This is a genomic window from Patiriisocius sp. Uisw_017 (assembly GCF_047731265.1).
Classification (GTDB): Bacteria; Bacteroidota; Bacteroidia; order Flavobacteriales; family Flavobacteriaceae; genus Patiriisocius.
In genome coordinates this window covers 462,548-481,707 of the sequence record NZ_CP159835.1, presented here as the reverse complement: position 1 = coordinate 481,707, position 19,160 = coordinate 462,548, and the positions used below count along the sequence as shown (strand labels likewise).

At 36.1% G+C, this 19,160-nt stretch carries 13 protein-coding genes and 1 pseudogene; 12 read left to right on the top strand and 2 right to left on the bottom strand.

Going from position 1 to position 19,160, the window contains the following annotated elements:
* The first annotated feature begins 26 nt into the window (after window positions 1–26).
* The 4 genes from ABXT67_RS02205 (at window position 27) to ABXT67_RS02190 (ending at window position 6,070) form a co-directional block, all read left to right on the top strand.
* Window positions 27–3,194, top strand: coding sequence for an HAD-IB family hydrolase (locus ABXT67_RS02205; protein ID WP_415375661.1), 3,168 nt, complete (start codon window positions 27–29; stop codon window positions 3,192–3,194).
* Between the two features lie 27 nt (window positions 3,195–3,221).
* On the top strand, window positions 3,222–4,223 hold the full coding sequence (locus ABXT67_RS02200; protein ID WP_415375660.1) for an NAD(P)H-dependent glycerol-3-phosphate dehydrogenase: 1,002 nt from the start codon (window positions 3,222–3,224) through the stop codon (window positions 4,221–4,223).
* A gap of 399 nt (window positions 4,224–4,622) precedes the next feature.
* A complete protein-coding gene (gene ubiE, locus ABXT67_RS02195) occupies window positions 4,623–5,360 on the top strand; it encodes a bifunctional demethylmenaquinone methyltransferase/2-methoxy-6-polyprenyl-1,4-benzoquinol methylase UbiE (RefSeq protein ID WP_415375659.1) in 738 nt (245 codons plus the stop codon).
* A gap of 2 nt (window positions 5,361–5,362) precedes the next feature.
* Complete coding sequence (locus ABXT67_RS02190; protein WP_415375658.1) at window positions 5,363–6,070, top strand: porin family protein; 708 nt, start codon at window positions 5,363–5,365, stop codon at window positions 6,068–6,070.
* On the opposite strand, the gene ABXT67_RS02185 is transcribed toward ABXT67_RS02190, so the two are convergent.
* Window positions 6,057–6,785 (bottom strand): TrmH family RNA methyltransferase, encoded by a 729-nt coding sequence (locus ABXT67_RS02185; protein ID WP_415375657.1) that lies wholly within the window; start codon window positions 6,783–6,785, stop codon window positions 6,057–6,059. The genes ABXT67_RS02190 and ABXT67_RS02185 overlap by 14 nt on opposite strands.
* Window positions 6,786–6,845: 60 nt before the next feature.
* Here ABXT67_RS02185 and ABXT67_RS02180 point away from each other — a divergent pair, with 60 nt between their 5' ends.
* The 3 genes from ABXT67_RS02180 to accD are packed head-to-tail and all read left to right on the top strand — an operon-like array spanning window position 6,846 to window position 11,453.
* Window positions 6,846–9,434: a BamA/TamA family outer membrane protein gene (locus ABXT67_RS02180; protein WP_415375656.1), complete on the top strand. Its 2,589-nt coding sequence runs from the start codon at window positions 6,846–6,848 to the stop codon at window positions 9,432–9,434.
* 43 nt (window positions 9,435–9,477) lie between these two features.
* The gene (fbaA, locus tag ABXT67_RS02175) at window positions 9,478–10,545 is read left to right on the top strand and encodes a class II fructose-bisphosphate aldolase (RefSeq protein WP_415375655.1); all 1,068 of its coding nucleotides are present in this window, start codon (window positions 9,478–9,480) and stop codon (window positions 10,543–10,545) included.
* 41 nt (window positions 10,546–10,586) lie between these two features.
* The gene (gene accD / locus ABXT67_RS02170; RefSeq protein WP_415376900.1) at window positions 10,587–11,453 is read left to right on the top strand and encodes an acetyl-CoA carboxylase, carboxyltransferase subunit beta; all 867 of its coding nucleotides are present in this window, start codon (window positions 10,587–10,589) and stop codon (window positions 11,451–11,453) included.
* A 77-nt stretch (window positions 11,454–11,530) separates the two neighbouring features.
* On the opposite strand, the gene ABXT67_RS02165 is transcribed toward accD, so the two are convergent.
* Complete coding sequence (locus ABXT67_RS02165; RefSeq protein ID WP_415375654.1) at window positions 11,531–14,263, bottom strand: T9SS type A sorting domain-containing protein; 2,733 nt, start codon at window positions 14,261–14,263, stop codon at window positions 11,531–11,533.
* 245 nt (window positions 14,264–14,508) lie between these two features.
* Between ABXT67_RS02165 and ABXT67_RS02160 the strand changes: the two are divergent.
* The 5 genes and pseudogenes from ABXT67_RS02160 to ABXT67_RS02140 form a co-directional block, all read left to right on the top strand.
* Window positions 14,509–15,102 (top strand): annotated as a pseudogene (locus ABXT67_RS02160) (AAA family ATPase); the annotation flags it as partial.
* Window positions 15,076–15,801, top strand: coding sequence for a DUF234 domain-containing protein (locus tag ABXT67_RS02155; RefSeq protein ID WP_415376899.1), 726 nt, complete (start codon window positions 15,076–15,078; stop codon window positions 15,799–15,801). The pseudogene ABXT67_RS02160 and the gene ABXT67_RS02155, both read left to right, overlap by 27 nt.
* Window positions 15,795–15,971 (top strand): hypothetical protein, encoded by a 177-nt coding sequence (locus tag ABXT67_RS02150; RefSeq protein ID WP_415375653.1) that lies wholly within the window; start codon window positions 15,795–15,797, stop codon window positions 15,969–15,971. The genes ABXT67_RS02155 and ABXT67_RS02150 overlap by 7 nt, the downstream gene beginning before the upstream one ends.
* A 270-nt stretch (window positions 15,972–16,241) precedes the next feature.
* Window positions 16,242–16,511: a 30S ribosomal protein S15 gene (gene rpsO, locus ABXT67_RS02145; RefSeq protein WP_415375652.1), complete on the top strand. Its 270-nt coding sequence runs from the start codon at window positions 16,242–16,244 to the stop codon at window positions 16,509–16,511.
* A 275-nt stretch (window positions 16,512–16,786) separates the two neighbouring features.
* Complete coding sequence (locus tag ABXT67_RS02140) at window positions 16,787–18,991, top strand: polyribonucleotide nucleotidyltransferase (protein ID WP_415375651.1); 2,205 nt, start codon at window positions 16,787–16,789, stop codon at window positions 18,989–18,991.
* Window positions 18,992–19,160 lie beyond the last annotated feature (169 nt).

Here is a 19,160-nt window from a genome sequence, read left to right as displayed (position 1 = left end):
TTAAACGCATTGCTAAAGAGCAAAAGATGGACTATAAACAAGTTCAGAAAGAAGCATATGCCTATATAAAAGAATTATATGCCCAGCAGCAACCCATTACTAAGATGCTTGCTGTGCGAGGCTTTGATTATATTCTGTCAAGAGCATATCAAGAAAAAATTGACGTAGATCCTAGCGGAATCAAGAAATTGATGAAGTTAATGCGTAAAAATTCTGTGGCGTTTATTATGACGCACAAGACCTATTTAGACACCCTTGTATTAATTTCCACTTTGGCCAGATACGGGATGCCCGTTCCTTATTCATTTGGTGGTAAAAACCTCGCATTTCCTGGATTGAAACAACTGGGAAACAACGCTGGACTTATTTTTATACGCAGAAGTTTTAAGGACAACCAAATTTATAAGGCAGCACTACGTCACTATATTTCAACAATTATTGACGCTGGTGATCACTTAACGTGGAATATTGAAGGAACACGCTCAAGAACAGGAAAAATTCTTCATCCACAAATGGGAATTTTAAAATATATCATGGATGCTGAAAAGCAAAGTTCCAAGGAAATTAAATATGTCCCTGTTTCTATTGTCTACGATTTAATTCCTGATGTCAAAGAAATGACAGAGCAGGCAAAAGGAACGAATAAGAAAAAAGCAGAAAACGTTCAAGAAGGACTCAATTATATTAGGAGTTTAGGAAATGATTTTGGACGTGCAGCCATCCGTTTTGGAGACCCCGTCGAGATGGGCGATACTAATAGTGTCGTGGTTCCACAACTGGAGGAAAGTAATTATAAAGATAACAATTCTTTACCTCGCTTCGCTTTTGAGTTGATTAACCAGGCCTCGATGATTACACCCGTAACCAGTGTTTCTTTAGTGTGCCACGTGTTATTAAATGACTTTGCGCTTACTAAAAAGGAGATCGAGTTTAAGGTCAATAAGCTTATGAAATACATAGGTGATAAGCGTGAAAATATCTTGCTTGATCGTGGAAACCCTATTGCTGTTAGTATCCAGAAAGCATTAAATTTATTACAGGGGGCGGGTATTGTTCAAAAGAGTCGTGCTGGTCAGCGAGCTCAGTATAGTTTAAGTGCTAGGGAGTATTTACCTGCAAGTTATTATGCAAATATGGCAGCAGGGCATTTATACCACGCTGCGTTTATTGAAATGGCACTAGTTAAAGTAAAAGATGACACTTCTAAAAATCGTATTGTACATTTTTGGGAAGAAATCATGGAACTTAGGAATCTTTTTAAATTTGAATTTTTCTATACAAATAAAGCGAGGTTTAGTAGTGAAATTGAAAACGAGTTAAACAGGTTTAATAAAAACTGGCGCGCAATTATTAGTGACCCTAAGAAGGATCTCTCTGAACTACTAATAGATCAGAGCTTGTTCGTTTCAAGAGCGTTGCTTCTTACTTACCTTGAAGCTAATAAAGTTGTTTGTCATACCCTCAACAATTGGGATGAAGATGATGAATTGAAAAAAACTGAATTCTTAGAACTTTGCGCATTTAAAGGCAAAGAACTACATTGGCAAACACGCATTACGCGATTAGATAGTGTTTCAATTCCGTTTCTTGAAAATGCATTCCGTTTTGCTGAAAACGCAAAATTAACTCCTAATAACAAGAAAATAAATTTCAAAGCTTTAGATAAATGGATGATACAGCTTGATGATTTAACCAATCGTCTTGCTTATTTGAAATCTATTGAAATAGATCCTAGTATTAAAGTACTAGAGCAATTAGCAAAACAAGAAACCTTAGTTCCTGAATCTAACAAAGGAGCTAGAGGTAAACAAGAGGTAATGGAGGAAGGGTCCCATATCACAGCGTATTTTGATATGGATCGCACGCTGATTAACGACTTTTCGGCTAAGAAGTTTATGACTACTCGTTTATTTAGTGGTAAAACTACCATAAAAGAATATTTGACACAGTTTATGACTGCACTGGCATTCTCCTTTGGAAATCGAGATTTTGAGATTTTGACAAAAATTGCTGCATTAGGCGTTAAGGGGATTTCTGAAAAAGCTTTTGTGGATTTAGGTCAGGAGGTATTTGATGATCATCTAGTTACAACGATTTATCCCGAATCACGAAAACTCATTGCAAGTCATATAGCGAAAGGTCATAAAGTGGTGATCATTTCAGCAGCTACGACCTACCAGATTATGCCTATCGCACATGAACTCGGTATTACCGATGTGTATGCGACAAAAATGGAATTACGTAATGGTAAATTTACAGGCCGCGTGTCTGAAATGTGCTGGGGTGAAGGAAAAGCTAGAGCTGCTCGTAAACATGCGAAAGCAAACGATATTGACCTTTCAAAAAGTTATTTCTATTCTGATAGTTTCGAGGATTATCCGCTATTTAAACTAGTAGGGAATCCTATTGCCACAAATCCTGATAATGCATTATCACAAGTAGCATTTGAAAATGACTGGCCTATCCTCCGCTTTGAAGAACCTACTGAAAAGCCAGTTGTTAATGGTTTAAGAACGGGCTTGGCAATCGCTAGTATTTATCCTTCAGCATTAAAAGGCGCTATTCATGGCTTAATGACAATGTCTAAGCAAGAAGCAGCAAACACAACGTTTAAGAGCGTGGGTGATCTTGGAACAAAGCTTGCTGGGCTGGATATTTCGGTTAAAGGAAAACATAATCTTACAGACTTTAGGCCTGCGGTATTCTGTTTTAATCATCAAAGTGCTGCTGATTTTTTCATACTTATGAAACTTGTTCGTAATAACATTACGGGAGTTGCCAAGAAGGAGTTAGAACGGTCGCCAATTGGGCCTATTTTTACCGCCTTAGGAGCTATCTATATTGACCGTAGCAACAAAGAAAAAGCGATTGAAGCCATGCAGCCAGCGGTGGAAGCTTTGCGAAATGGAATTTCTGTAGTGATTGCACCAGAAGGAACCCGCAGTGGGTCGGCAGAATTAGGGTCATTCAAAAAAGGAGCATTTCATCTCGCTATGCAAGCTGGAGTTCCTATTATTCCTATTGTGATCAAAAATGCATATAAAGCAATGCCAAAAGGAACAAAAGCACTCCGTCCAACCCATATTGAAGTGGTTGCCTTAGACCCAGTAGATACCAGCTTATGGAAAATTAAAACTATAGACAAGCATATTAGTGGTGTACGACAATTATATTTAGATGAATTAAATAACTAACATACAACAACCAAAAAAACGAATCAAATGAAAATGAACGTAGGATTATTGGGCGGTGGTTCTTGGGGAACTACGGTAGCTTCTCTAACAGCGAAAAATGCAGAAACTCTTTTGTGGGCTCGTAATGAAAAAACGGTGGATGAAATAAACAATCATCACACAAATACAAAATATTTACCAGGTGCATTATTACATAAATCACTAGCGGCAACAACCTCTATGGAAGAAGCTGTGGGTGGCGCAGATGTTTTGATAATGGGGATTCCTTCTCAACATTTTAGACAAGTTTTACGAGAGGCAAAACCATTTATTAGACCTTGGATTCCCATTATTAGTTTGGCAAAAGGACTCGAATTAGGGACAAAGATGCGGATGACACAAATTATTGCAGAAGAACTTCCTGGTCATCCTTCTGGAGTCCTCACAGGACCCAATCTTGCAAAAGAAATACATAGTGGTCAAGCTGCCGCTGCAGTTATTGCTATGGTAGATCAAACTATTGCTAAAAAATTGCAAGGTATCTTTAATTCTGGTGTGTTTAGAGTTTACACGAATAACGATGTTATAGGTTGTGAACTAGGCGGTGCTTTAAAGAATATTATGGCAATCGCTACAGGAATGGGTGATGGTGCGAATGCAGGAGATAATACAAGGGCTGCTCTTATTACAAGAGGGCTTTCTGAACTCACACGACTAGGAATCGCAATGGGTGGAAAGCGAGGGACTTTTGCAGGTCTTGCTGGTATGGGCGATCTGGTGGCTACATGCAGCAGTGCGAAGAGTAGAAATCATCATGTGGGTTTCCAAATAGGACAAGGAAAAAGCTTGGATCAGATTATAGCAGAAATGAATGAAGTTGCCGAGGGGGTAAAAACAACCAAAGCAGTCATGGAACTTGCGGCAGATTATAATGTAGATATGCCTATTTCACGAGAAGTGTACAAAGTGTTATATGAAGGTAATACTGTTTACGAAGCTTTCAAAGGACTAATAAAACTTGAAAGTGGATCAGAGAAAGAGCCAGGATAAAATTTTAATAAACTACACGAGTAATTTTGCGCTACAAGAGCAGTCTAGAACTATTATAATAACTTCATCATATTATACAAGATGTAATAAGTTTTGAAGCAATTTTTAACAAAATTGGTTTTGTCTTAAACATAATAAAAGACGCTTCTTGCTCTTTCATGATTGTTTAAGGGATGCAGCTTTTTAAAGCAATTTGATATAAATTATAATGTGCTGTTAAAGCTTAGTAGGCTAAGATATATAAAGGTAATCTTACCAAATCTTAAATGCAAAAATTAATAATGTTTATCGGTACACAAAACAAGTGGGAGCTAGCATTAGGACACAACAGTAATTGCCTCTTTTTGCCTCTTTTCTAAACTTGTACTACCATTAAAAACATGTATTTTTACATCCGTAATGAGCAATAATAAAAAAATAACACCCTATAAAGATTCTTCTTTGAACAAAAAGAAGCAAGTTGAGCAAATGTTTGATGCGATTTCAGGCCATTATGATGGGCTAAATCGGGTTATATCTTTGGGGAGCGATATTAAATGGAGGAAGAAAGTAGTTAAAATGGTTGCAAGTAAAAACCCGCAGCGCATTTTAGATATTGCTACAGGCACGGGAGACCTGGCGATCCAATATGCAAATGCTATTCAAGCAACTAAGATTGTAGGATTAGATTTGTCTTCTGGAATGTTATCTGTTGCAAAGAAAAAAGTCGCAGACACTCCTCTTGATGACAAAATATCTTTTGTTCAAGGTGATAGCGAAGCATTGCCATTTGAGGATGAAAGTTTTGATGTTATATCAGTATCTTTTGGTGTTAGAAACTTTGAGAATCTAGATAAGGGTTTAGCCGAAATCTTGCGAGTATTGAAAAAAGGTGGATTATTTGTGATTTTAGAAACATCGGTACCAACAAAATTCCCTTTTAAGCAAGGGTATCATTTATATAGTAAAAATGTATTGCCTTTAGTGGGTAGGTTGTTTAGTAAGGATAAAGTGGCTTATAAATATCTTTCAGAAAGTGCCTCGGTTTTTCCTCATGGAGAAGCGCTCAACAATATTTTGAAGAAAATTGGGTTTATAGAAGTACAAAATAAGCCACAAACTTTTGGGGTAGCAACCATTTATACTGCTACAAAATGAGCATGAGAAAAATAGTAATCTTTTTTGCATTTATATTTTTAGCACAATCCGTTAATGCACAACTATTTAGTAGGGAGCGTCTCGCGAATATTGAAACTTTCGATAATAAATTTTTAACTTGGGGATATTTCTTAGGATTTAATAGTTATGATTTTAAAATTGAATATAATCAAGAGCTAGGTAATGCAAATACAGATGTAATTGTAGAACCATCCACAGGTTTTAATGTTGGGTTAATTGGGGATATGCGTATTAATAAATACATTAATCTTCGTCTTGAACCAGGGCTTTATTTTACACAACGAAATTTAAGATTTCCAGGTTTTCTCGATGAAAAAGATATCTTAAGAGAAGTTAAATCTACCTATATCCACATCCCTTTACTGGTTAAAATTTCAACAAAAAGATTAAATAATTGGAAACCCTTTATTATAGGCGGTGTTTCTACGTCTATCAATTTATCGAGTAACGAAAACAACCCTGAGGACAATGCTTTTGGTCAATTTAGAACCACTACCTATACTAATTATTACGAACTTGGTGTTGGGATAGATTTTTATTTGTTTTTCTTCAAATTTTCCCCTTCAATTAGAGGTGTGTTTGCAACAAGTAATGAGTTGGTTCCTGATAACAGTCCTACAAGCCCGTATACTGGCAATATTAATATGCTTAATTCTAGAGGTATGTTTATTAATTTTACCTTTCAGTAAATCTTTTAAACTCACTTAACAATATAGCGGTTGCAGTTGCTACATTTAAACTTTCTGTTGGGTTTCCTTTTCCAAATTGTGGAATGCTAATAGCGTGGGTTGCCAATTTTAATACTTCTTTAGAAACACCATTTGCTTCGTTTCCCATAAGTAGAATAGCGTCATTAGGTAGTTTTGATTTATAAACGATATCGCCTTCCATCATAGCTGCAAAAATTGGGCTACTGCTTTCTTTTAGATATTTGTTTAGAGAAGTGTAGAAAATTGCTACTCTTGCTATAGAGCCCATAGTAGCTTGTATTACTTTGGGATTATAGCAATCAACAGTGTCTTCTGAGCAAACCAATTGGGAAACACCAAACCAATCACAAAGTCGTATAATTGTGCCTAAATTTCCAGGATCACGAACTGCATCAAGTGCTACGGTAATTCCGTTTTTATTTTTGGCGAAGCTTTCAGGTATCTTAAAAAGAGCAAGGGATGTATTAGCTGTTTTTAGAAAGCTAATTTTTTGAAGTTCTTCTTTAGAAATTGAATAGTAATTTTCATTGCTACTATTTACTTTTTCCGTCGTAAAAAGACTATGTAAGACTAAGTTTTCAGAAATAAGCTCTGCGATAACTTTAGGTCCCTCGGCGACAAAAAGACCCGAGTTATTTCGGTGCTTTTTTTGATGTAGACTTGTTATTAATTTTATTTGACTTTTACTTATCAAATTTATTCTATTTTTGAACTGTTATTTCCGCTTTAAGGCGGAAATTATTAAACACATCGCTTGAACAAACGCATCACAAAAATATCATTAATTTTAGGATTTATTGTTTTTTTAGCATCTTGTAATGCCGTAAAAAACGTGCCAGAGAATGAGTTTCTGTTAACAGAAAATACGATTGTAATTGACGGAAAGGAAACTACCGAAAGCGGTGTTTTTAGCCAATTATATCAACGCTCAAACCCTAAAGTTCCAATCTTAGGTATTTCTACTGGACTTTATATATACAACTTAGCAGATCAACAAGCTGATAGTACCTACTACAAATGGTTGCACAGAAAGCCTAAGCGCGAAGAAGGACTCATCCGGTTTTTGTCAAAAAAACAAGTGGACGAATTGGGAAATACTTATATAGGTTTTAACGAATGGCTTAAGAAATCTGGAGATGCCCCAGTAATAATTGATAAGAAAAAAACTGACAAATCCTTAGAACGCGTTAAAGCGTGGTACTCAAAGCGCGGATGGTTTAATGTTGAGGCTACCTATGAGATTTCAAAAGTCAAAACTAAGGATAAACGGGCAACCATTAAATATAATGTGACTAGGCACAGGCCATATGTTGTTGATAATATCCAAAAGCGGATTGCTTCTCCAGTGGTAGACTCTATTTTTCAAGCCACAAAGGATAAAACATTCATAAACGAAGGGGTGCAATATGCAGCGACTAACTTTGAAAATGAACGCGAACGTCTTAGCATCCAATTGCGAAATTCAGGACTGTTTTATTTTAACAGAGATTATGTAAATTTTGAGGCAGACACTGTTAAGACTGATCATAAGGCAAATATAGTTTATATTATTCCTAACAGGAAAATTGAGGTAGGGGACTCCACGCGTACAGAGCCTTTTAAAATTCATAAAATAAACGAGGTCAAAATTGTTACAGATTATACGTTTGCGAATCAAGGAAATAAATTCCAGGATTCGGTCTCGTACAATGGATATACATTATATAGTTATGAGAAGTTAAAATACAGACCAAAAGCAATTATAGATGCAATTGCCATAACTCCCAACACCATATTTAAAGATGTAGATCGCAATCTAACCTACAATCAGATTACAGATCTTAAGATATTTAAGTACCCAAATATTTCATACGAAGAGGATCCTAGAGATTCTATAGGAAATGGATTGATTAGCACTATATTTTTGAGTCCTAGAAAACGGGTTACTTTAGATGCGAAATTGGATACGTATACTTCTACAATTCAGCAAATAGGTTTCGGTTTTAGTGGTTCGGTATTGTTTAGAAATATTTTTAGAGGAGCGGAGATTTTACAGATTTCTGGTAGCGGTAGTGTGGGTTCCTCCAGAGATGCTTCAGATGATGAAAGTTTTTTTAATACTACAGAACTAGGTACGGATTTCAAACTAGCATTCCCAAGATTTTTATTTCCTATTAATACGACGAGGTATATCCCTAAATACATGTCGCCAACCACAAATATTAGTATTGGATTTAGCGCTCAAAACAATATTGGATTGGATCGGCAAACTTTAAGTACCGCCTTTAATTATGATTGGAAACCGAATAAAATTAGGCATAATAGTTTTGATTTAATAAACATTTCATATGTCAACAATCTGAATACAGATAATTACTTTAATATCTATCAAAATTCTTTTGATCAGGTAAATGATATTGCCCAAGACGTTGAAAGTTCAGATCCTGGAGTAATAGATCCAACCTATTATTTTATTAATGGCGATGGAGATCTTGAACTCATAATTCCAAGCGGAATCAATTCTTTTCTACAAACACTTGGTTCAGATATCAATCCATATTCGCTTAATCAAGAACAAGGCGATATATTGTTAGGTGAATTAGAACGAGGGGTGCGACTTACCGAGAACAATCTTATTTTTGCTTCAAACTTTGTCTGGACGAGAGATACAAGAGAAAATATTTTTGATAAAAGTTTCTCTAGGCTGCGATGGAAGATAGAGTCGGCAGGTAATTTACTTTCAGGAATTTCAAATCTTGCAGGCTTAGAAAAAAATGAAGATGACGAGATTGAAACCTTAGGAGTTATATTCTCTCAATATGGCAAAGGGGAGATTGAATACATTAAGCACTGGGAATTGTCAGGAGACAATGTGCTTGCAATTAGAACCTTTGGAGGTATTGCGGTTCCTTATGGAAATAGTGAAAGCATCCCTTTTGTTAGGAGTTATTTTGCAGGAGGTGCTAATGATAATAGGGGCTGGAGGCCTTATGATTTAGGTCCAGGTAGCAGTGGCGGTGTTTTTGATTTTAACGAAGCAAATTTTAAATTGGCTTTTAATGCGGAGTATCGTTTTACAATTTTGGGGGCATTTAAAGGAGCATTTTTTGTGGACGCAGGTAATATTTGGAATGCATTCGATAATATTGAAGATCCAGCATCCCGTTTTGACGGACTCGCAGACTTAAAAGAGTTGGCAGTAGCTAGTGGCCTTGGATTGCGCTATGATTTTGGTTTTTTTGTGTTTAGATTAGATACCGGTTTTAAAACACACGACCCTGCACTGCGAGAAGGAGCAAGATGGTTTAAAAACACCAATTTTAGTAACGCTGTTTACAACATCGGAATAAACTATCCATTTTAGAAATCAAATTTCACTATTTTTGCAACAAAATAATACAATCATTATGAGTCATAATATACAACCCGGTGTCGCTACTGGAGAACAAGTTCAGTCCATCCACAAATATGCAAAGGAAAAAGGATTTGCAATGCCAGCGGTTAACGTAGTTGGTAATAGTACAGTAAATGGTGTTCTGGAAACAGCTGCCGAGCTAAAAGCTCCTGTAAACATTCAATTTTCTAATGGGGGCTGTGTCTTCAATGCCGGAAAAGGGTTGTCTAATGAAAACCAACAAGCAGCAATTGCTGGTGGTATTGCAGGTGCGTTGCATGTGCATCAAATGGCCAAATTATATGGTGCTACTGTAGTTTTACACACAGATCACTGTGCAAAAAAATTACTACCTTGGATAGATGGTTTGTTAGATGCTGGAGAAATGCACTACAAAGAACACGGCATTCCATTATACAGCTCTCATATGATAGATTTAAGCGAGGAGCCTATTGAAGAAAATATCGAAATTTGCAAGAAGTATTTAGCCCGTATGAGTAAAATTGGGATGACCTTGGAGATTGAATTGGGAATCACAGGTGGTGAAGAAGACGGCGTAGATAATAGTGATGTGGATGTTTCAAAGTTATATACGCAGCCCGAAGAAGTAGCGTATGCATATGAAGAGCTATTGAAGGTGAGCGATCAATTTACGATTGCAGCAGCCTTTGGAAACGTGCACGGTGTTTACAAACCAGGAAATGTAAAGTTGACCCCAAAAATCTTAAAGAATTCGCAAGAATATGTTCAAGAAAAATTTGGGACAGATCACAATCCAATAGATTTTGTTTTTCACGGTGGGAGTGGTTCTACAGTGGAAGAAATTAGAGAAGCAATTGGCTACGGCGTGGTTAAAATGAATATTGATACAGATTTGCAATTCGCATTTACAGAAGGTATTCGTGATTACATGGAAACCAATATGGAATATATTCGCACCCAAATAGGAAATCCTGACGGTGATAATATTCCTAACAAAAAATACTACGACCCTCGCAAATGGATGCGTGAAGGAGAATTGACCTTTAAAAAGCGTTTGACAAAAGCATTTGAAGATCTTAATAATGTGAACACATTATAGTATTGAATAAGGAAAAGTTAACCTCATTAACCGAAAAAGATATGGCTTGGTTTAAAAGAACGAAAAAAGGAATTCAAACTGCTACAGAGGATAAAAAAGACGTGCCTAAAGGTTTGTGGTACAAGTCTCCTACAGGTAAAGTGGTAGACGCTGAGGAGTTAGAACGCAACTTTTATGTGAGTCCAGAAGATGGATACCACGTAAGAATTGGTAGTAAAGAGTATTTTGAAATTCTTTTTGACGATAATAAATTTAAAGAGTTAGATGCTAATTTAACATCAAAGGATCCACTTAAATTTGAAGACAAAAAGAAATACATAGATAGATTAGAGGCTGCTCAAAATAAAACAGGTTTAAAAGATGCCGTTCGCACTGGTGTTGGAAAATCCTTAGGCAAGGATCTTGTGATCGCTTGTATGGATTTTAGTTTTATTGGTGGTTCTATGGGGAGTGTTGTTGGAGAAAAAATTGCGCGTGCAGCAGACTATGCGCTAAAGGAAAAAATTCCTTTTCTGCTAATCTCAAAAAGTGGTGGTGCCCGTATGATGGAAGCAGCACTTTCTTTAATGCAATTAGCAAAAACAAGCGCAAAACTCGCCCAATTAGCTGATGCAGGAATCCCATATATTTCCTTGTGTACAGATCCAACTACGGGTGGTACGACGGCATCTTTTGCAATGTTAGGGGATATTAATATTAGTGAGCCAGGTGCCTTGATTGGTTTTGCGGGACCGCGAGTTGTAAAAGACACAACGGGTAAAGACTTGCCAAAAGGTTTCCAAAGTGCTGAGTTTGTTTTAGAACACGGTTTCTTGGATTTTATCACGCACCGTAAAGACTTAAAGCGTAAAATTAATTTGTATTTGGATCTTGTCCAGAATCAACCTTTGCGTGAAAAGACTGCTTAAATTAAGTTTGCAGTAGCAGTATTTTCTAAACCTCAAAGGTCTTCGAGACCTTTGAGGTTTTTATTTTTCAAGTTTCTTTACTTTTTAACAATCTTAAAAACCTTCTCGCCACGTTCCGTTTTTACGTTTGCAAAATAGATACCCGTTGGGAATGCTTCAATATTTAATGTTGTTTGAGCGTTTTGAATGTTGCTTTCTGTCTTTAATAATTGACCTGCAAGGTTGAAAACTTTCACTTCTTTAATACTACTATTTGTTTCAATAGTAATTAGTCCATTTGTAGGGTTTGGATATAATTTGATTGTTGAAATTTCATTTATTGGCGTATCTAAAACATCTCTATATATTGTTGACACAAAATTAGTTTGCTGAAACACACCATCAAGCTTCAAGTTTACATTTGCTGAAACTACATCACCATCTACAATACCAGCCCTTGGCTTGATACGATACATTACATAGCCTCGATTTTGCCCAAGTACACTTCCTCCAACAGGCAATCCAATATTGTCTAATTCAAAAAATGCCTCGTTGTTTGCCATCGAAAAGGAAACAGGATGGCTGGAATCTATAATTTGTAAGGTGCTTACATCTACATCTGCATCAAAAATTGTGAATATAGTGACATTGTTTACCACATTTTGAGTGGTGTTTGTAAACGGTACCACATAGTTTAAAAATTCATCTGCATCTGTAACTAGTACTTGCGCACCTTGGACTACCGTAAAGTTATCTATGATTTCTGGGTTTCTTACAAAATCCAATAAATCAAAAACGTTGTCATCTGGTGTTGCATCTCCACTAATAGGATCTATTACGGCTTGCAAAATAAGATCGTCCCCTTCCATATTGATGGGTTGAGAAAACAGATCTAGCCTTACAATAATAGAGGCTGTTGTAAAAGGATTAATGGGCCCCAGATTCCAGGTAAGTGTATTTGTGGTTTGTGATGATATAGCGGGCGTTGCAGCTGCAAAGCTTACTTTGTCTGGATCATAAGTAAGTGTAACCGTAGCATTAAGTTGGGTGGTTCCTGCATTTTGATACACGACATTATAAACACCCTGCTCCCCGGGTTGGGGTGCAAATTGTGGGTTTATAGAAATATTTAAATCGTTTGCTGTGGTAGTTGCCTGCACACAAAAATCTTGTTGCTCTGTATTATTAAACCCCACAAAAGTATCTATGGCACTGGCTGGGGTTGCCTCAAAATAAGAAGGCAAACCTAGTACACCTGTGGTGTAGGTATTCTCCCCTAAGTTAATAGTGTAATCCCCAGTATCAATGCTGTTGGTAGCAAATGTGTTGGTGCCATCGCTACTGCTTACTAATGTATTTTCTATACCAAAATCTCCAGAGGAACAACCGTTGTTATCTAAATCGTAGGTTACGTCTCCTGTGAGTTTGTTAATGTCGCTACTGTTTAGGGAGCAGTCTTCTGTGAAGGTGATGTAGGGGGAAGCTGCTGTGAAGTTTGTAGCAGCAAAATTTGCATCGTCCACACATACGAAGTTTAGGTTTGGATTGTAGGTAATTGCTACTCCAGAAATCCATTGACCCCCGTCTACTACGCAAAGAGTGTCTACCAATGCATTTGTATTTCCATTTTTTAAATTTAGGGTATGAATTTCATTGTTATATCTTATGAAAACTCTGCAAATATTTTCAAATTGACTTAAATCAAGTTCTTCTATTGCAGAATCCCATAATACAAATCGTTTTAAATTAGTTTGAACATCTGGAAGATTAAAAGAATTAATAGGAATGCTTCTCAGGTTTAAAGATTCTAAAAGATTTAGAGCTGATAAATCCAGACTCTGAAAACTTGATTTTTCAATTGTTAATCTCCTTAAATTTATATTTTGACTTAAATCTAAGTTATTGATTTTGACATCTACTAAACCTAAATATGTGAGATTACTTTGAAGCGATAAATCTAATGTTGTAAAAAAGACACTTAAATCATTAGAGTTAATAAGAGTTATGCTCTCTAAATCACTGTTTGAAAAATCAATTTCCGCAATTGGTGAAGCTACTATAGCTAGAACATCTAAATTTATATTAGTAGAAATATTCAGATCTTCAATCTCTGTATAGGCTATAAGTAAAGATTCTAAACTAAGATTATTTGACAAATCAATATTCACCAATGGACATTGATACACATGTAATGAAACTAAGTTTACATTGTTCAATAAATTTACATTATTTATTGATGTAGACTGAATATGTAATTCTGTTAAATTAATGTTGCTAGACATATCAAGTGTTGTTAAATCAAGTCCACTCAAAGAAAGATTTTCTAAAAGCTCTAAATTTTCAAAATCTGGCAGATTAACAATTGGATTAAATAGCAACAATATTTCTTCTAGATTTGTATAGTTATTCAAAAATGTAAAATCTGTAATATAATTGAACGTAAAATCTATTCGCTTTAGAATTGTTGTAGTATTTGGTAGAATGATACTTTCCATAACACCATTAGTTATGGAAATTTCTTCAAGAAAATTATTCTCACTTAAATCTATTGATGTAGCTATACACCTATTGATGGCTATTTTTGTGACATTAGTAAAAAACTCAATCCCAGTAAAATCAGTAATATTAGTAGTACTACTGACTGGAAAACCAATAAGTATACTTCCATCAAAAGCCTCCGCTTCACTCACCTGAATCTCCCCATCACCATTTGTATTAATATTTGAGTTATTCAACAACCGTTGCTTAAACTCAGGATCTGGAATATTCACAATTTGCGCAAAAGAGCTAGCGGTTATGGTAAATGTGAGAAGTAGTAAAAGCTGTTTCATAGTATATTTTTAAGCAATCTTGTAAAGCAAAAAAAAAAAACGAAACGACAAAGGTTTATGGGTATTGTTTGGGGCAATTTTTTTAATGCAATGCTATATTTCGCTTTTACGTAGATAAACAAGTAGTTTAAGCGAAATAAAGATGCGCCGTTGGTGTCTATATCTCGCTTTTATTTATATGTACAATAAGTTTAAGCGAAATATAAAAAATGGAACAGGTAATATGAAGATCAAGAGAAAAGGAATTATTGTGCCAAGCACTTACAACTAAAGAGGCTGAACTCATTGCAATCTCAGGGCGCAGAAGAATTGGTAAAACTTTTTTAATACGAGAAACCTATACCGAGCATCTCGTATTTGAAATAACGGGACTATTTAAAGGAAATCTCAAAGACCAATTGGGTAATTTTCATAAAGAACTAATAAAACGTTCTAAAGCACCGCCAATGCCAGCAAAAAGTTGGTTCGAGGCTTTTGAACAGTTAGAAAACTACACTATAAACCATCCTTCAAAAACTAAAAAAGTACTCTTTATCGACGAATTTCCGTGGATGGCAACACCGCGATCAAAATTCTTAATGGCCTTTGAGAATTTTTGGAATACGTTTGCTACGAAGCAAAAAAAATTGGTCGTTGTTATTTGTGGATCTGCGGCTTCGTATATGATTCAGAAAATCATCAATAACAAAGGAGGATTGCACAACAGGATTTCTCAGCACATACGATTAGCGCCTTTTAATTTAAATGAAACAAAACGCTTCCTCAGTTCGAAACAAATAAAATATGTAGCTTTTGATATTCTTAAACTATATATGGCAATAGGAGGGATACCCTATTATCTTGATAAGGTACAAAGGGGTAAAAGCGTGGCTCAGAATATTGATACACTTTGCTTTGAAAAAGACGGATTTTTAAAAGATGAATTTGATAGGCTTTTTGTTTCATTATTTGATAATAGCGAACGCCATATTCGCATTGTAAAAACACTGGCTAAAAAAAGAAAAGGCATCACACGCAAAGAATTAATTGCTGCTAACGGAATTTCAAATGGAGGCGATTTAAGCTTAAAATTAGAGGAGCTTATTGAATCTGGATTTGTAAGCATCCACATCTTCCGAGATCATAAAAAGCAAAATGCATTGTATAGATTAAGTGATGAGTATTCACTATTCTATTTAAAATTTATTGAAAACAATAAAAATAGCGGAAAAGGAACATGGCTTAAATTACATACATCGCGATCTTATAGCTCATGGGCAGGTTTCAGTTTTGAATCCTTATGCCTTAAACATATTAACCAAATTAAAAATGCCTTAGGTATTCTAGCCGTGCATACGTTAAGTAATAGTTGGTTTAACGAAAAGGCACAAATTGACGTACTCATTGAACGAGAAGACAACACTATTAATATATGCGAAATGAAGTTTTCTGAAACGCCCTTTACCATCACAAAATCCTACTATGACAATTTATTAAATAAGAAACAACAATTTTTAATGGACACAAAAGCCGAAAAAACATACAGCTTACCATGGTAACAAGCTACGGTGTAAAAGAAAACAGTTACAGCGTATCTATGGTGGATAATGACATTACCATAGACACATTATTCACTAATATTTTGGCCTTTGAACAATCGTGTTTTCAATTAGCATTGATAGCTATTAAATTAAAAAGATTGACGGTCATATTTTTTGGTCTAAACTAACACATTATAGTAAGGTCGCTTGTTTAGATATTCGCTTTAACATCTTCGGAAATATTAATGGCAGCACACTTGTGCAACCCTAGCATATTTTGGCTACATTGAAACAGTTATTTAATTTCGAAGGATTGATTTTAAGATATTTATAAATTTCAACATAGTCGCTTTAGTATTTTCAATTATAGGTGGTAGTTTTATTAAAAATCATTATTTTTGCAGCCGAAATGCGAAAGACGCAGTTCATACATAAAAATCATTTACAATAATATTAGCATGTATTTAGACCCAAAAGAAAAAGCAGCCATTTTCGCAAAGCACGGAAAAACTGTAAAAGACACAGGATCTGCCGAAGGACAGATTGCATTATTCACTTACAGAATTCAGTATTTAACTGGACACCTTAAGGCAAACCACAAAGATTATAACACAGAGCGTTCACTAGTAAAGTTAGTAGGAAAGCGTCGTTCCTTATTAGATTATCTAATGAAGAAAGATGTTTTACGTTACAGAGCTATTGTTGCTGAACTTAAGTTACGTAAATAAAAATAAAAGGAGCGCCCCAAAAGCGCTCCTTTTTTTGTCATTTCCGCGCAGGTGGAAATTTCAACGCTTCTAGTAAAATAGAAGTTTAATTGGAATATGAAGTTGAAGAATTAGTTCTTTCGCTTCGCCCAAAATACATAAAAGGCTACCCTTTAGTTTTTCATTGGTCAAAATGCCATAAAGGCAACCACAACAACACAACAACACTTCAATTGAGAACCAATTGTTGACCAAAATAACATTTCCGCTTGCGGAAATATGAAAAACAATTTTTTATGATACCTAAAGTATTTAGAGAGGTCATTGACCTTGGTGACGGTAGAGAGATTTCTATCGAAACTGGAAAATTAGCAAAACAGGCACACGGATCCGTAGTGGTTCAGTCTGGAAAATGTATGATGCTTTGTACCGTAGTTTCTAACTACGAACAAAAGGATTTACCGTTCTTACCATTAACAGTAGACTACCGCGAGAAATTTGCGGCAGCAGGACGTTACCCAGGTGGTTTCTTTAAGAGAGAAGCACGTCCAAGTGATGGTGAAGTATTAACGATGCGTTTAGTGGATCGTGTATTGCGCCCATTATTTCCAAAAAATTACAGCGCAGAAACGCAGGTAATGATTCAGTTAATGTCTCACGATGAAAACGTGATGCCAGATGCAATGGCAGGACTTGCAGCATCTGCGGCCATTCAGTTATCAGATTTCCCTTTTGAATGTGCGATCTCTGAAGCAAGAGTAGGACGTATTAATGGTGAATTTGTAATCAACCCAACGAGAGCACAATTAGAAGAGTCTGACATCGATATGATGATTGGAGCCTCTGCTGATTCTGTGATGATGGTGGAAGGTGAAATGGACGAGATTTCTGAAGAAGAAATGATCGAAGCCATTAAGTTTGCTCACGAAGCTATTAAACTTCAGATTGAAGCGCAACACCGTTTAGCGGATGCTTTTGGTAGAAAAGAAGTACGTGATTATGCAGAAGAGCCAGACAACGAAGATTTAGTGAAGAAAGTTCATGATATGGCCTATGATAAAGTGTATGCAATTGCCAAAGCTGGGTCTACAAAACAAGAACGTACTGCAGCATTTGCTGCAATAAAAGACGAAGTAAAAGCATCTTTTTCTGAAGAAGAACAAGAAGAATACGGTGGCTTGATTTCAGATTATTATCGCAAAGCGGAAAAAGCAGCAGTTCGTGATTTAACGGTTAATGAAGGCTTACGTCTTGATGGTCGTAAGACTGATGAGGTACGTGATATTTGGTGCGAAGTTGATTATTTACCATCGGTTCACGGTTCTGCTATATTTACACGTGGAGAAACCCAAGCACTTGCAACAGTAACTTTAGGAACTTCTAGAGATGCAAATAAAATAGATATGCCATCATTTGAAGGAGAAGAGAATTTCTACCTTCATTATAACTTCCCACCTTTTTGTACTGGTGAAGCAAGACCTATTCGTGGAACCTCTCGTAGAGAAGTAGGTCACGGTAATCTTGCCCAACGTGGTCTTAAAGGAATGGTGCCAGACGATTGTCCTTACACAGTACGTGTAGTTTCTGAAGTATTAGAGTCTAACGGTTCTTCTTCAATGGCAACAGTTTGTGCTGGAACCATGGCAATGATGGACGCAGGTATCCAAATGATAAAGCCAGTTTCTGGTATTGCAATGGGACTTATTTCTGATGCAACAACTGGAAAGTACGCAGTTTTATCTGATATCCTTGGTGATGAAGATTACCTAGGAGATATGGACTTTAAAGTAACTGGAACGGCAGATGGTATTACCGCTTGCCAGATGGATATTAAAGTAAAAGGATTAAGCTACGAAATTCTTGTTGCTGCATTAAACCAAGCAAGAGAGGGTCGTTTACATATTTTGACGAAGTTGACAGATACGATTGCAGTGCCTAGAGCAGATGTGAAAGACTACGCTCCAAAAATGGTAAGCGTTCGTATTGCAAATGAGTTTATTGGTGCATTAATTGGACCAGGAGGAAAAGTGATACAAGAACTTCAAAAAGTAACTGGATGTACAATCGTGATCAACGAAGACCCAGTAACTGAAGAAGGTATTGTTGAAATCTTAGGTACAGGACAAGAAGGAATTGATCAAGTACTTGCTAAGATTGATTCTATCACGTTTAAGCCAGCAGTAGGATCTGTATACGAAGTAAAAGTAATCAAGATGTTAGATTTTGGTGCTGTTGTTGAATATATGGAAGCTCCAGGAAACGAAGTATTATTGCACGTATCTGAGTTAGCTTGGGCACGCACAGAGAACGTAAGCGATGTGGTAAACATGGGCGATGTGTTTGATGTAAAATACTTTGGTCTAGACAAGCGTACTAGAAAAGATAAAGTTTCTCGTAAAGCCTTGATGGAAAAGCCAGAAGGATATGTAGCACCAGCTCCAAGAGAACGCAGTAGTAGTGATCGTCGTCCACCAAGAAGAGACGATAGAAAGAGAGACTAGTATTAGACTACGCTCAGAATTCAAATAAAGTGTCATTCCGTTGCAGAACGAAATTGCTTTAATTGACATCTAATAGTTCATAAAATGCCTTCCTTAATTGGAGGGCATTTTTTTTTGCTTCGGAAATAATACCCAAAAATTAATTGCGCTTTTTATTGAAAATTTAAAT

Excerpts from the sequence above, each read along its gene's own strand:
- ABXT67_RS02205 (WP_415375661.1), top strand. The coding sequence starts at position 27 with ATGGACTATAAACAAGTTCAGAAAGAAGCATATGCCTATATAAAAGAA.
- ABXT67_RS02200 (WP_415375660.1), top strand. The coding sequence starts at position 3,222 with ATGAAAATGAACGTAGGATTATTGGGCGGTGGTTCTTGGGGAACTACG.
- ubiE (WP_415375659.1), top strand. The coding sequence starts at position 4,623 with ATGAGCAATAATAAAAAAATAACACCCTATAAAGATTCTTCTTTGAAC.
- ABXT67_RS02190 (WP_415375658.1), top strand. The coding sequence starts at position 5,363 with ATGAGAAAAATAGTAATCTTTTTTGCATTTATATTTTTAGCACAATCC.
- fbaA (WP_415375655.1), top strand. The coding sequence starts at position 9,478 with ATGAGTCATAATATACAACCCGGTGTCGCTACTGGAGAACAAGTTCAG.
- accD (WP_415376900.1), top strand. The coding sequence starts at position 10,587 with ATGGCTTGGTTTAAAAGAACGAAAAAAGGAATTCAAACTGCTACAGAG.
- ABXT67_RS02165 (WP_415375654.1), bottom strand. The coding sequence starts at position 14,263 with ATGAAACAGCTTTTACTACTTCTCACATTTACCATAACCGCTAGCTCT.
- ABXT67_RS02155 (WP_415376899.1), top strand. The coding sequence starts at position 15,076 with ATGGCAATAGGAGGGATACCCTATTATCTTGATAAGGTACAAAGGGGT.
- ABXT67_RS02150 (WP_415375653.1), top strand. The coding sequence starts at position 15,795 with ATGGTAACAAGCTACGGTGTAAAAGAAAACAGTTACAGCGTATCTATG.
- rpsO (WP_415375652.1), top strand. The coding sequence starts at position 16,242 with ATGTATTTAGACCCAAAAGAAAAAGCAGCCATTTTCGCAAAGCACGGA.
- ABXT67_RS02140 (WP_415375651.1), top strand. The coding sequence starts at position 16,787 with ATGATACCTAAAGTATTTAGAGAGGTCATTGACCTTGGTGACGGTAGA.